This is a genomic window from Aminobacter sp. Piv2-1, from assembly GCF_037625995.1.
GTDB lineage: Bacteria > Pseudomonadota > Alphaproteobacteria > Rhizobiales > Rhizobiaceae > Aminobacter.
Map to the genome: position 1 here is coordinate 96,740 of NZ_JARKMU010000009.1, position 12,338 is coordinate 109,077.

The window sequence follows — 12,338 nt, forward strand, 5'->3', positions numbered from 1 at the left end:
GCCGCCCGCCGTGCATGTCCCACGCTTGTATGTGGTGCGATTTGTTCGTACCATCCTGCCCTCACCAGGAGGCGCGCCATGGGCCACATCGACAAGCGCAGCATCACGCTTTCGCCCGAGCTGGCGGCTGCCGTCGACGGCGCCGTCGAGGCCGGCGAATACGCTTCCGCCAGCGAGGTGATCCGCGACGCGCTCAGGCTCTGGAAGGAGCGGCGCGAACTCTATGGCTATACGCTCGAGGAGCTTCGCGCGCTGGTGCAGGAAGGCATCGACAGCGGGCCGGGTAGCGACGGTCCCGAATTCATGGCCAAACTGGCGGCAAGATACGAAGCGATCGGCAAAGGCCAGGCTGATCGATGAGCTACCGGCTGACGCCTCGGGCCATGGCCGATATCGAGGCGATCGGCGACCACCTCGGCCAATTCAATCCCAATGCCGCAGCTCGGCTGATCAAGCGTATGGCTGATCGCTGGGAGTTGCTTGCCACGCAGCCGTATTCCGGTGCCGAGCGGGCGGATCTACTCCCGGATCTGCGGCACGTCGTGGTGAGCGAATACGTGACATTCTATCGTGTAGAAGGGCCCGACGTGCTCATCGTCCGAGTTCTGCACGGCCGCCGCGACATCTTGGGCGACGACCTATTGCCCTGATCGCTCACCCGCCGATCCTGTCCAGCGACGCCTTCATCGCCGCCCAAAGCTCCTCCACCGGCTCGCAGCCAACGGAAAGCCTGACGAAGCCCGGCGTCACCGCATCGCCGCGGCGCAGGCGGCGCTCGGCGACGGTATGCACGCCGCCGAAGGAAGTAGCGGCATGCATCAGCTCGCAACCATTGATGAAGTCCTCGGCCTTCTGCTCCGAGCCGAGGTCGAAGCTGATGAGGAAGCCGAAGCGCTCCATCTGGGCGCGGGCCAGGTTGTGGGACGGGTCGCCCTCGAGGCCGGGGAAGCGCAGCCCGCTCACGGCGGGGTGGGCCTTGAGCCGCGGGGCGAGAGCTTCGGCCGAGGAGCACATGCGGTCGAAGCGCAGTTCCAGCGTCTCGAGCCCGCGATGCACCAGCCAGGCCTCGAACGGGCCGGGGATGCCGCCGGCATTCTGCCGCCATTCGGTCACAGCTTCGATGACATCGGGATTGCGGCTCGCAACATGGCCGAACAGCACGTCGGAATGGCCGTTCGGCGCCTTGGTGTCGGCGGCAACGACGATGTCGGCGCCGAGGTCGAGCGGACGCTGGCCGAAGGGCGTCATCGTGGTGTTGTCGACGACGAGCAGGCCGCCCGCCCGGTGCACTGCCTCGGCCACGGCCCTGATGTCGCAGATGTCGAGCGTGGGGTTCGACGGGCTTTCGATGAAGACCAGGCGATAGCCTTCGAAGCCGCCGTCGAGGAATGACGCCGTCGGCCTGACGTCGGTGGAGACGCCGAAGGCGCCGAGGAAGCGCTCCGCCATCAGGCGGGTCGTGTGGTAGCCGTCGGACGGCAGCAGGATCCGGTCGCCTGCCTTCAGCAGGGCGAAGAACGTCGCCGAGATCGCGCCCATGCCCGAGGGAAAGGCCACGCAGGGTGCGGCTTCGAGGTGGCCGAGCATCTCCTCCACCGCCGCCCAATTGGGATTGCTGAAGCGGCCATACTGGTTGAAGCCCGTCGCATCGCCCGGCGCGTGGTAGATGGCGGCCATGGTGAGCGGGAGAGGGATGGGGTCGCCCTTCGACAGCCTGGAGCGGCGGAGATGGGCAAGAGACGCTGCGCGTTCCTTCATCGTCTCGGCCATGGTCTGCGCATCTCCCTGAAGAATTTCCTGCGCTGCCGAGGCTAGGGCGCAGGTCGGCGCCAAGCAAGGCCCGGTTCTGCTGCTGCATTGGGCCACGCTAAGACTTCGTTAGCCTTAATGGAGCATAAAAATCCGAGTGCCGTGAAAGGGTCAATCAGTCCCGGTTGCGACATGATCGTGTGCCGTGTTCCCGTTGACGCCCATATAGCCCCATGTTATCCCAATTCGGTAACCATGATTTCGTTCCAGTAAAGGGTGAGGCGTATGCCGACCTGGCGGCCGCGGCGGCTGCGGGTCGCAGTACGGATTCGGCCGGGAGCGGGACTGGCTTGCGGATTTGGCCGGGCCGTCAGGGCGCGGCCGGCATGGTGACGAGGGGCGCGGCAGCGGAAGCGGCCGTATCATGTGATGGACCGGTTTCTGTCGAATGCGGTGAACAGGATCGATGCGAAGGGGCGGGTCTCCGTTCCGGCGCATTTCCGTGCCGTACTGCAGAAGCGCGGCTATACCGAGCTTTATGCGCTGCGGGCGCTCGACGTGCCGGCACTCGATGTCGGCGGGCTGGATCTGCTCGACCGCTACGAGCAGCGCATCGCGCAGGAGGATCCGTTCCTGCAGACGGCGGACGACATGTCATTCTTCGTCCATGGCGACAGCACTTTCCTAAAGCTCGACCAGGATGGGCGGATATCGGTCTCGGACTTTCTGCGCGAGCACACCGGGATCACGACGGAAGTAGCCTTTGTCGGCCGCGGCCAATTTTTTCAAATGTGGGAGCCGGAGCGGCTTCGCGCTCATGGCGCGGAAGTGCGCGCGCGGCTTCTGAAGCTTCGGCAGGGGACGAAGCCTGGGGAGCGACCGGAATGATGGCAGGTCTCGGCGACGACCATCACGCTGAAGGCGGACCGGCCCGCCACGTTCCGGTTCTCCTTGCCGAAGTCCTGGCCGCTCTTCGTCCGGTCGAGGGCGAAGTGCATGTCGACGGCACCTTCGGCGCCGGCGGATACACCAAGGCCATCCTGAGCACGGGCGCCTCCGTCGTCGCCATCGATCGCGATCCCGACGCCATTGCGGCGGGTAGGGCGCTGGAAAGCCAGTCCGGCGGCAAGCTGCGGCTGGTGCAGGCGCCGTTCTCCAGCCTGGACGAACATGTCGACCAGGTCGACGGCGTGGTGCTCGACATCGGCGTTTCGTCGATGCAGCTCGACCAGGCCGAGCGCGGCTTCTCGTTCCGCGCCGACGGCCCGCTCGACATGCGCATGGCCCAGGCGGGGCCGAGCGCGGCCGATGTCGTCAACCGCTTCAAGGCGGGTGATCTCGCGCGCATCTTCGGCTTCCTCGGCGAGGAGCGCCATGCCGGACGTATCGCGCGGATGATCGAAAGCCGCCGCGAGAAGCGCCCCTTCGAGCGTACGCTCGACCTCGCCGATGCGATCGAGACCCATATCGGCCGCAGCCCGAAGGACAAGATCCACCCGGCGACGCGCGTGTTCCAGGCGCTGCGCATCTATGTCAACGACGAGCTTGGCGAACTGGCCCGTGCGCTCTTCGCCGCCGAGCGGGCGCTGAAGCCCGGCGGGCGGCTCGTCGTCGTGACCTTCCATTCGCTCGAAGACCGGATCGTCAAGCGCTTCATCGCCGACCGGTCCAGCGCGCCGTCGCGCTCGCGCTACATGCCGGAACTCGAAACGATCGCCACGACCTTCGAAAAGTCGGGCGGCGCGGTCGGACCGGGCGACGCCGAGATCGCCGCGAACCCGCGTGCCCGCTCTGCCAAGCTGCGTGCTGCAGTGCGCACTGTTGCGCCGGCGCGCGCTGAGGATTTTTCCATCTTCGGGCTTCCGAAGCTTCCCGACGTCGGCCAGACGGGAGAAAGGTAAGACTCGTGTTCCGTACCAGCGACATGGTCCTGATCGCCGTGATGGTTACCGCCGCGGCGTTCACCTACAAGACCAAGGACGAGGCCGAAAACCAGCTCAAGGCCGTCAACAAGATCGAGGCGCAGATCCGCTTCGAGGAAGACACCATCGACCTTCTGAAGGCCGACTGGAGCCTGCTTACGCAGCCCGCGCGCCTGCAGACCCTTGCCGATGCCTACCAGACCGAGCTGAAGCTCCAGCCCGTCGACGCGCGCCAGATCGTCGGCCTGGATGCGCTGCCTGCCCGTCCGCTGACCATCGAAGACCTGACGCGCGAAGCATCCGGCGGCACGGCTGACACCACGCTCGACCAGATTTTGACCGGGGGAATATCGCAATGATCGGCTGGCTGGGCAAAAAGCGGCGCAAGGCGGAAGGCGACGCCGCGATCGTGTTCGACAGCGCGCGCAAGAAGACCGGCGGGCGCACGCGCAACCGCGTCATCATGACGATGGTCGTGTTTTTCTCGATCTACGCCACGATCGCCGGCCGGCTCGTCTATCTCGGCATGCTCGATCCGGAGACCTCGGCCGGGCCGGAGTCGCGCGTGACCGCCTCGCGTCCCGACATCGTCGACCGCTATGGCGAGGTGCTGGCGACCGACATCAAGACGGCCTCGCTGTTTGCCGAGCCGCGCCGCATCGTCGATGCCGACGAGGCGATCGAGAAGCTGACGACCGTGCTGCCGGATCTCGACGTCGAGCAGACCTATAACAAGCTGAAGAGCGGCACCGGCTTCGTCTGGCTCAAGCGGCAGCTGACGCCCAAGCAGCAGGCCGAGATCATGGCGCTCGGCATTCCCGGCATCGCCTTCCGCACCGAGAAGCGCCGCTTCTACCCGGCCGGCGAGACCACCTCCCACATCATCGGGCTGACCAACGTCGACAACAAGGGCATTTCGGGCCTGGAAAAATACATCGACGACCAGGGCCTGGCCGATCTCCAGGCTTCGGGCCTGGCCGTCGCCAAGGACCTCAAGCCGGTCAGGCTGTCGATCGACCTGCGCGTGCAGCACATCGTGCGCAGCGAAATCGTCGCAGCGCTCGAGAAGTACCGGGCCATCGCCGCGGGCGCCGTCGTGCTCGACGTCAGGACCGGCGAAGTGCTGGCCATGGGCTCGGTCCCGGATTTCGACCCCAACAACCCGTTCAACGCGCTGCAGCAGGATCGCCTGAACCGGATGTCGGCAGGCCTCTACGAGATGGGCTCGACCATCAAGAGCTTCACCACCTCGATGGCGCTGGATTCCGGCAAGGTGACGCTGCAGAGCACCTTCGACGCGAGCAAGCCGATCAAGATCGGCGGCCAGACGATCCGCGACTTCCGCGGCAAGGGCAGGGTGCTCAGCGTGCCGGAGGTGTTCATCTACTCCTCCAACATCGGCTCGGCGCGCGAGGCCGAGGCCGTCGGCGTCGAGGCGCATCGCGAATTCCTCAGGCGCATGGGGCTGCTCGACCGGATGCAGACGGAGCTGCCGGAGGTCGCCAAGCCGACCGAACCGAAGGTCTGGAAGAGGGTGCACTCGATCACGGCCGCGTTCGGGCATGGGTTCTCGACCACGCCGCTGCAGACGGCCGTAGGCGCCGCCGCGCTGATGAACGGCGGCAAGCTCCTTCCGCCGACTTTCCTGATCCGCACCCAGGAGGAGGCGAATGCGATCGGCAAGCAAGTGGTCAAGTCGCAGACCGTCGAGGACATGAAGTATCTCTACCGCCTCAACGCCGAAGAGGGCGGCGCCAAGCGCGGCACGGTTCCCGGCTATCGCGTCGGCGGCAAGACGGGTACGGCTGAAAAGGTTGTCAACGGGCGCTATTCGAAGGAAAAGAACTTCAACGCCTTCGTTGCCGCCTTCCCGATGGAAGATCCGAAGTATCTGGTGCTGACCATCATCGACGAGCCGAAGATGGAAGGTTCCACCCGTTCGGCAACCGCCGCTCTCACGGCCGCGCCGATCACGTCCAACATTATCCGGCGCGCAGCCCCGCTGCTTGGCGTGAAGCCAGAATTCGGCCAAGAAGGTGAGGCAACGCTGGCTTCCTACCCTTGATTCTCAGGCGCGCCAAAGAACGCGCCGCTTTATGACGAACGGAACTCGATGAAAATAAAAGACCTTGCCGGTATCCTGCCCGTCGATGGGGTTCTGTCCCACGATGTCGAGGCGAGCGGGGTTTCCTCGGATTCGCGGCAGGTGACGCCGGGAACGCTGTTTTTTGCCGTACCCGGCAGCAAGGCCGACGGTGCTGCCTATGCCGCTGATGCGGCCAAACGTGGCGCACTCGCCGTGATTGCCTCGAAGGAAACCCGGATTTCGGCGGTGGGCGTGCCCGTCATCCTGGTCGACGACCCTCGCCAGGCCCTGGCGTTGAGCGCTGCCAGGTTCTACGGCCGCCAGCCCAAGACCATGGTTGCCGTCACCGGCACCAGCGGCAAGACCTCGGTCGCCGCCTTCACGCGCCAGATCTGGGAGCAGGCGGGCCTGGCCGCGGCCAGCATCGGCACGACGGGCGTCGTGGCGCCGGGCCGCAACGAATACGGCCAGCTCACCACGCCGGACCCGGTGGCGCTGCACAAGCTGCTGGCCGAACTCGCCGATGACGGCGTGACGCACGCCTCGATGGAAGCGTCCAGCCACGGCCTCGACCAGCGCCGCCTCGATGGCGTGCGGCTCGCGGCCGGCGGCTTCACCAATCTCGGTCGCGACCACATGGACTACCATCCCACGGTCGAAGACTATCTGCGCGCCAAGCTGCGCCTGTTCGACACGCTGCTGCCCAAGGGCGCGCCAGCGGTGATCTTCGCCGACGATGCATGGTCGCAGCCGACGATCGAAGCCGCCCGCGCCGCCGGCCTCAAGGTGCTGACGGTCGGCCGGCACGGCGAATTCCTCAACCTGAAGCGGGTGGAGCACGAACGCCACCGGCAGCGCGCCGAGATCGAATGCGGCGGTGTCATCCACGAAGTCGACCTGCCGCTGGCGGGCGACTTCCAGGTCGCCAACTCGCTGGTTGCGGCGGGGCTGGCGATCGCGACCGGAACGGACGCGGCCAGGGCGCTGGCGGCGCTCGAAAATCTCAAGGGAGCTCCGGGACGGCTCGACCTCGTCGGCACCACCGCGGCCGGCGCGCCCGTCTATGTCGACTACGCCCATAAGCCTGACGCGCTCGAGAACGTGCTCGCCTCGGTGCGGCCGTTCACGACGGGCCGGGTCATCGTGGTCTTCGGCTGCGGCGGCGACCGCGATCGCGGCAAGCGCCCGATCATGGGCGAGATCGCGACGCGGCTGGCGGACGTCACCATCGTGACGGACGACAACCCGCGCTCCGAGGTGCCCGAGACCATCCGCGCCGCGATCATGGCCGCCGCCCCCGGCGCGATCGAGATCGGCGACCGGCGCCAGGCGATCCACGAAGCGGTCGCCATGCTGCACGAGGGCGACACGCTGATCGTCGCCGGCAAGGGGCACGAGGAAGGCCAGACGATCGGCAGCCAGACGCTGCATTTTTCGGATCATGAGGAAGTGCGCAAGGCGCTCGCCGGGAGCCCGGCATGAGCCTGCTGTGGACCTCCGAGGCACTTGTCGACGCAACGGGCGGCCGTCCGTTCGGGCAGATGCCGGAAGGTATCACCGGCATTTCCATCGACAGCCGCAGCCTCGAGCCGGGCGATGCCTTCTTCGCCATCAAGGGCGACACGATGGATGGCCACGATTTTGCCACCGCCGCCATCAAGGCGGGGGCGGGGCTTCTGGTCGTGGCGGAGAGCAAGCTGCCGGCGCTGGGCCGGCTGACGGCGCCGATGATCGTGGTGCCCGACGTGCTCGCGGCGCTCGAGAAGGCAGGCGTCGCGGCGCGTGCCCGGTCGCGCGCGCGCATCATCGCCGTCACCGGTTCGGTCGGCAAGACCAGCACCAAGGAGGCGCTGCGGCATGCGCTGTCCTCGGTCGGCAAGGTGCATGCCTCGGTCGCCTCGTTCAACAACCACTGGGGCGTGCCGCTGACGCTGGCGCGCATGCCCGAGGACAGCGACTACGCCGTCTTCGAGATCGGCATGAACCATCCCGGCGAGATCAGCCCGCTGGTGCGCATGGTCCGGCCGCACATTGCGATCATCACGCTGATCGCGGCCGCCCATCTCGGGTTCTTCCGCAGCCTCGACGAGATCGCCAAGGCCAAGGCCGAGATCTTCGAAGGGGTCGAGCCCGGCGGGGCGGTGCTGCTCAACCGCGACGACGGCCGCTTCAAGCTGCTGGAGAAATTCGCCCGCGCGGCAGGCGTCGACAATGTGATGAGCTACGGCGAGAACGCACGAGCGACCTTCCGGCTGCTCAAGTGCACGCTCGAAGCCGATCACTCGATGATCGTCGCGCGCGTCGCCGGCCGCGACGTGCCGGCCCGCGTCGGCGTGCCGGGACGCCATGTTGTCCAGAACGCGCTTGCGGTGCTGGGAGCGGCGCATCTCTGTGGCGCCGACGTGCCGACGGTCGCGACCGCGCTCGCCTCGATGTCGGCCGCCAGCGGGCGCGGCCAGCGCCACATCCTGCACCTGCCGAACGGGCCGATCACGCTGATCGACGAAAGCTACAACGCCAATCCGGCTTCGATGAAGGCGGCGATCGAGCTTCTCGACGCCACGCCCGTCGCCGCGGGCGGCAGGCGCATCGCCGTGCTCGGCGACATGCTGGAACTGGGCGCACATTCGGCCAGGCTGCATTCGGCGCTGGCGGAACTGATCGGCTCGACCAGGACCGACATGGTGCTGCTCGCCGGCCCGGAGATGAAGGCTCTCGCCGATACGCTGCCCGAGGGGTTCAAGGCCGAGTATCGCGCCGGCGTCGAGGAGCTCAAGCCGGTGCTTCTGAGCACGGTGCGCCCCGGCGACGCCATCATGATCAAATCGTCGAAGGGCATCGGCTTTTCCCGGCTGGTCGACGCGATGATCAAGACATTCCCGGCCCATGCCGGCAACACCACACCGACCTGACAGGGTCTCGGGGGACGGATACGCATGCTAACTCTGCTTGTCGATTTCGCGGACAAGGTCTCGTTCTTCAACGTCTTCCGCTACATCACCTTCCGCACCGGCGGGGCGCTGATCACGTCCGCGCTGATCGTCTTCATCTTCGGGCCCGCCATCATCAATTCGCTGCGCCTTAGGCAGGGCAAGGGCCAGCCGATCCGCGCCGACGGGCCGCAGACCCATTTCAAGAAGGCGGGCACGCCGACCATGGGCGGCCTGATGATCCTCTCCGGCATCATCGGGTCGACGCTGCTCTGGGCCAACATCGCCAGCGTCTATGTCTGGGTGGTGCTGTTCGTGACGCTCGGCTTCGGCGCCATCGGCTTCTACGACGACTATCTGAAGGTCACCAAGCAATCGCATCTGGGCTTTTCGGGCAAGGCGCGCCTGGGCATCGAGTTCGTGATCGCCGCCATCGCCGCCTGGATCATCATGCAGAACGGCCAGGCGCCGTTCTCGTCGTCGCTGACCTTCCCGTTCATCAAGGATTTCCTGCTCAATCTCGGCTGGTTCTTCATTCCCTTCGCTTGTTTCGTGGTGGTCGGCGCCGGCAATGCGGTGAACCTGACGGACGGCCTCGATGGGCTCGCCATCGTGCCGATCATGATCGCCGCGGCGTCCTTCGGCGTCATCGCCTACCTGTCAGGTAACGCCGTCTTCGCCGAATACCTGCAGATCCACTTCGTGCCCGGCACCGGCGAACTGGCGGTCATCCTGGGGGCGGTCATCGGCGCCGGCCTCGGCTTCCTGTGGTTCAATGCGCCGCCCGCCGCCATCTTCATGGGCGACACCGGCTCGCTGGCCCTCGGCGGACTGATCGGCACGGTCGCGGTCGCCACCAAGCACGAGATCGTCATGGCCATCGTCGGCGGCCTGTTCGTCATGGAGGCGCTGTCGGTCATCATCCAGGTAGGCTTCTTCAAGCTGACCGGCCGCCGGGTGTTCCTGATGGCGCCTATCCACCATCATTTCGAGAAACTTGGCTGGACCGAGAGCCAGGTGGTCATCCGCTTCTGGATCATTGCCGTCATCCTGGCGCTGATCGGCCTGTCCACTCTCAAGCTGCGCTGAGGCTGCGATGATCCGAGCCACCTCATTCGCCGGCAAGCAGGTCGCGCTCTTCGGGCTCGGCGGTTCCGGCATCGCCACGGCACGGTCGCTGGCCGAGGGCGGGGCGCAGGTAGTCGCCTGGGACGACAACCCCGAGAGCGTGGCCAGGGCCGCGGCCGATGGCATAGCAACGGCCGACCTGCGCGGCATCGACTGGTCGGCCGTCGCGTCCTTCGTGCTGTCGCCTGGGGTGCCGCTGACCCATCCCAAGCCGCATTGGACGGTGGAGCTGGCCCGCGGCGCCGGCGTCGAGGTGATCGGCGACATCGAACTGTTCGCGCGCGAGCGCCTGGCCACTGCGCCGACCGCGCCCTTCGTGGCGATCACCGGCACCAACGGCAAGTCGACCACCACGGCGCTGACCGCCCATATCCTGCAGTCGGCCGGGCGCGACACCCAGATGGGCGGCAACATCGGCCGGGCGGTGATGACGCTCGACCCGCCCGAGGCCGGCCGGCACTACGTCGTGGAGTGCTCCTCCTACCAGATCGACCTGGCCCCTTCGGTCAATCCGACGGCCGGCATCCTGCTCAACCTGACGCCGGACCATCTCGACCGCCACGGCACGATGCAGCACTACGCTTCGATCAAGGAAAGGCTGGTTGCAGGCAGCGACACGGCGATCGTCGGGGTCGACGACGTCTATTGCGCCCAGATCGCTGACCGGCTGGAACGCGCCGGCAAGGACGTGGTCCGCATTTCCAAGCGCCTGCCGCTGACGGACGGCTATTTCGCCGACGGCACCAACCTGATGGAGGCGATCGACGGGCGCTATAGCCGCATCGCCTTCCTGGAAGGCATCGGCTCCCTGCGTGGCCAGCACAATGCCCAGAATGCGCTCGCGGCCGTCGTCGCCTGCCTCAAGGTCGGTCTCGACCTCGGGGAGATCCAGGCAGGGCTCGAGAGTTTTCCCGGCCTTGCCCACCGCATGGAGCAGGTGGGACGCAAGGGGCACGTGCTGTTCGTCAACGATTCCAAGGCGACCAATGCGGACGCCGCGGCACCCGCCCTATCGAGCTTCCAGCGCGTCTACTGGATTGCCGGCGGCCTGCCGAAGGAAGGTGGCATCGAGCCGCTGCGCAGCTTCTTTCCGCGCATCGCGCGTGCCTATTTGATCGGCGAGGCCGCGCCGGCCTTCGCCGCGACACTGGGCGAGGCGGTTCCGTATGAAATCTCCGGAACGCTGGCTGCCGCAGTCGAGCACGCCGCCGAAGACGCGGCCAAGGACGACAGCGGCGAGGCGGTGGTGCTGCTGTCGCCGGCCTGCGCCAGCTTCGACCAGTTCAAGAACTTCGAGGTCCGCGGCGAAGCCTTCAGGCAAGCTGTGAGTGCTATTGATGGCGTCAGCGCCATCGGAGGGGCAAGGCCATGATCAGTCGTCTCGACAGAAGTCCCGTCGCCATGTGGTGGTGGACGGTGGACAGATGGTTCCTCGCGGCGTTCCTCATGCTCATGGGACTGGGCATCGTGCTGTCGTTCGCGGCAAGCCCGGCGGTGGCACAGCGCATCGGCCTCGACATGTTCCATTTCGCCACGCGCCAGATCATCTTCACCATCCCGGCCCTGATGGTAATGATCGCGGTGTCGTTCCTCGATGTGCGGCAGATCAGGCGCCTGTCGATCATCATGCTGGGCATCATGCTGGTCCTGATGGTGGCGGTGCTGTTCGTGGGCGTCGAGGTCAAGGGCGCGCGGCGCTGGGTCTCGTTCGCCGGCCTCTCCATCCAGCCGTCGGAATTCCTCAAGCCAGCCTTCGTCGTGATCTCCGCCTGGCTGATGTCGGAGCATGAGCGTCATCACGAAATTCCGGGCAATCTCTTTGCCATGATCCTGCTCGGCGTCGTGCTTGCGCTGCTCATGGCACAGCCCGACTTTGGACAGACGATGCTGGTGCTCGGCACCTGGGGCGTCATGTTCTTCATGGCAGGCATGTCCTGGTTCTGGATCATCACTCTCGGCGCGCTCGGCGCCGGCGGCGGCTTTGCGGCCTACCTGTTCTTCCCGCACGTCGCCGGCCGTATCGACCGCTTCATCACCGGCGAGGGCGATACCTTCCAGGTCGACATGGGGCGCGAAGCGATCGTCAGCGGCGGCTGGTTCGGCGTCGGCCCCGGAGAGGGCGTGGTCAAGCGCGTCATTCCCGACAGCCATGCCGACTTCGTCTTCTCGGTCGCCGGCGAGGAATTCGGCATCGTGCTGTTGTTCGGCATCATGTCGATCTTCGCCTTTATCGTGCTGCGCGGGCTGAGGGCGGCGCTCAAGGAGCAGGACGACTTCACCCGCTATGCGGTGGCGGGGCTGGTGGTGGTGTTCGGCTTCCAGGCGATCATCAACATGAGCGTGAACCTGCAACTGATGCCCGCCAAGGGCATGACGCTGCCGTTCATCTCCTATGGCGGCTCCTCGCTGATCGCGATCGCCATGTCCATGGGCATGGTGTTGGCGCTGACCCGCAAGAAGCCGGAAAAGCTCAGGCAGACGGGCTTCGGCGCGGCCAGCCGACGCATGCTGCCGGCCGAATGA

The 12,338-nt window shown here is 66.3% G+C and carries 12 protein-coding genes; 11 read left to right on the plus strand and 1 reads right to left on the minus strand.

All coding sequences use genetic code 11. The features are described 5' to 3' along the window. The first annotated feature begins 78 nt into the window (after positions 1 to 78). On the plus strand, positions 79 to 360 hold the full coding sequence (locus AmiPiv_RS17285; RefSeq protein ID WP_340038729.1) for a type II toxin-antitoxin system ParD family antitoxin: 282 nt from the start codon (positions 79 to 81) through the stop codon (positions 358 to 360). Beyond that, positions 357 to 650 carry a type II toxin-antitoxin system RelE/ParE family toxin gene (locus AmiPiv_RS17290; RefSeq protein ID WP_340038730.1) on the plus strand — a complete coding sequence of 98 codons (294 nt, stop codon included), beginning with the start codon at positions 357 to 359 and terminating at the stop codon, positions 648 to 650. The genes AmiPiv_RS17285 and AmiPiv_RS17290 overlap by 4 nt, the downstream gene beginning before the upstream one ends. A 4-nt stretch (positions 651 to 654) precedes the next feature. Here AmiPiv_RS17290 and AmiPiv_RS17295 read toward each other — a convergent pair whose 3' ends face one another. Next, positions 655 to 1,770, minus strand: a complete 1,116-nt coding sequence (locus AmiPiv_RS17295) for a cystathionine gamma-lyase (protein WP_340038731.1) — start codon at positions 1,768 to 1,770, stop codon at positions 655 to 657. Positions 1,771 to 2,178: 408 nt separating this feature from the next. Between AmiPiv_RS17295 and mraZ the strand changes: the two genes are divergently transcribed. Genes mraZ through ftsW form a run of 9 tightly spaced genes read left to right on the plus strand, consistent with a single transcriptional unit; the run spans position 2,179 to position 12,338 of the window. Next, complete coding sequence (gene mraZ, locus AmiPiv_RS17300) at positions 2,179 to 2,637, plus strand: division/cell wall cluster transcriptional repressor MraZ (protein ID WP_340038732.1); 459 nt, start codon at positions 2,179 to 2,181, stop codon at positions 2,635 to 2,637. Then, positions 2,634 to 3,650 carry a 16S rRNA (cytosine(1402)-N(4))-methyltransferase RsmH gene (gene rsmH, locus AmiPiv_RS17305; RefSeq protein ID WP_340038733.1) on the plus strand — a complete coding sequence of 339 codons (1,017 nt, stop codon included), beginning with the start codon at positions 2,634 to 2,636 and terminating at the stop codon, positions 3,648 to 3,650. Before mraZ ends, rsmH begins: the two co-directional genes overlap by 4 nt. A 5-nt stretch (positions 3,651 to 3,655) precedes the next feature. Continuing rightward, positions 3,656 to 4,030 carry a cell division protein FtsL gene (gene ftsL, locus AmiPiv_RS17310; protein ID WP_340038734.1) on the plus strand — a complete coding sequence of 125 codons (375 nt, stop codon included), beginning with the start codon at positions 3,656 to 3,658 and terminating at the stop codon, positions 4,028 to 4,030. Continuing rightward, complete coding sequence (locus AmiPiv_RS17315; RefSeq protein WP_340038735.1) at positions 4,027 to 5,736, plus strand: peptidoglycan D,D-transpeptidase FtsI family protein; 1,710 nt, start codon at positions 4,027 to 4,029, stop codon at positions 5,734 to 5,736. The genes ftsL and AmiPiv_RS17315 overlap by 4 nt, the downstream gene beginning before the upstream one ends. A 48-nt stretch (positions 5,737 to 5,784) precedes the next feature. Further along, positions 5,785 to 7,239 carry a UDP-N-acetylmuramoyl-L-alanyl-D-glutamate--2,6-diaminopimelate ligase gene (locus AmiPiv_RS17320; protein WP_340038736.1) on the plus strand — a complete coding sequence of 485 codons (1,455 nt, stop codon included), beginning with the start codon at positions 5,785 to 5,787 and terminating at the stop codon, positions 7,237 to 7,239. Next, positions 7,236 to 8,669, plus strand: a complete 1,434-nt coding sequence (locus AmiPiv_RS17325; RefSeq protein ID WP_340038737.1) for a UDP-N-acetylmuramoylalanyl-D-glutamyl-2,6-diaminopimelate--D-alanyl-D-alanine ligase — start codon at positions 7,236 to 7,238, stop codon at positions 8,667 to 8,669. The genes AmiPiv_RS17320 and AmiPiv_RS17325 overlap by 4 nt, the downstream gene beginning before the upstream one ends. A gap of 24 nt (positions 8,670 to 8,693) precedes the next feature. Further along, a complete protein-coding gene (gene mraY, locus AmiPiv_RS17330) occupies positions 8,694 to 9,776 on the plus strand; it encodes a phospho-N-acetylmuramoyl-pentapeptide-transferase (RefSeq protein WP_340038738.1) in 1,083 nt (360 codons plus the stop codon). A gap of 7 nt (positions 9,777 to 9,783) precedes the next feature. After that, positions 9,784 to 11,187, plus strand: a complete 1,404-nt coding sequence (gene murD / locus AmiPiv_RS17335; protein ID WP_340038739.1) for a UDP-N-acetylmuramoyl-L-alanine--D-glutamate ligase — start codon at positions 9,784 to 9,786, stop codon at positions 11,185 to 11,187. Beyond that, positions 11,184 to 12,338: a putative lipid II flippase FtsW gene (ftsW, locus tag AmiPiv_RS17340; RefSeq protein WP_340038740.1), complete on the plus strand. Its 1,155-nt coding sequence runs from the start codon at positions 11,184 to 11,186 to the stop codon at positions 12,336 to 12,338. Before murD ends, ftsW begins: the two co-directional genes overlap by 4 nt.

Coding starts and splice junctions, on each gene's coding strand:
- AmiPiv_RS17290 (WP_340038730.1), top strand. CDS start 357: ATGAGCTACCGGCTGACGCCTCGGGCCATGGCCGATATCGAGGCGATC.
- AmiPiv_RS17285 (WP_340038729.1), top strand. CDS start 79: ATGGGCCACATCGACAAGCGCAGCATCACGCTTTCGCCCGAGCTGGCG.
- AmiPiv_RS17295 (WP_340038731.1), bottom strand. CDS start 1,770: ATGGCCGAGACGATGAAGGAACGCGCAGCGTCTCTTGCCCATCTCCGC.
- rsmH (WP_340038733.1), top strand. CDS start 2,634: ATGATGGCAGGTCTCGGCGACGACCATCACGCTGAAGGCGGACCGGCC.
- AmiPiv_RS17325 (WP_340038737.1), top strand. CDS start 7,236: ATGAGCCTGCTGTGGACCTCCGAGGCACTTGTCGACGCAACGGGCGGC.
- mraY (WP_340038738.1), top strand. CDS start 8,694: ATGCTAACTCTGCTTGTCGATTTCGCGGACAAGGTCTCGTTCTTCAAC.
- ftsW (WP_340038740.1), top strand. CDS start 11,184: ATGATCAGTCGTCTCGACAGAAGTCCCGTCGCCATGTGGTGGTGGACG.
- mraZ (WP_340038732.1), top strand. CDS start 2,179: ATGGACCGGTTTCTGTCGAATGCGGTGAACAGGATCGATGCGAAGGGG.
- murD (WP_340038739.1), top strand. CDS start 9,784: ATGATCCGAGCCACCTCATTCGCCGGCAAGCAGGTCGCGCTCTTCGGG.
- AmiPiv_RS17315 (WP_340038735.1), top strand. CDS start 4,027: ATGATCGGCTGGCTGGGCAAAAAGCGGCGCAAGGCGGAAGGCGACGCC.
- AmiPiv_RS17320 (WP_340038736.1), top strand. CDS start 5,785: ATGAAAATAAAAGACCTTGCCGGTATCCTGCCCGTCGATGGGGTTCTG.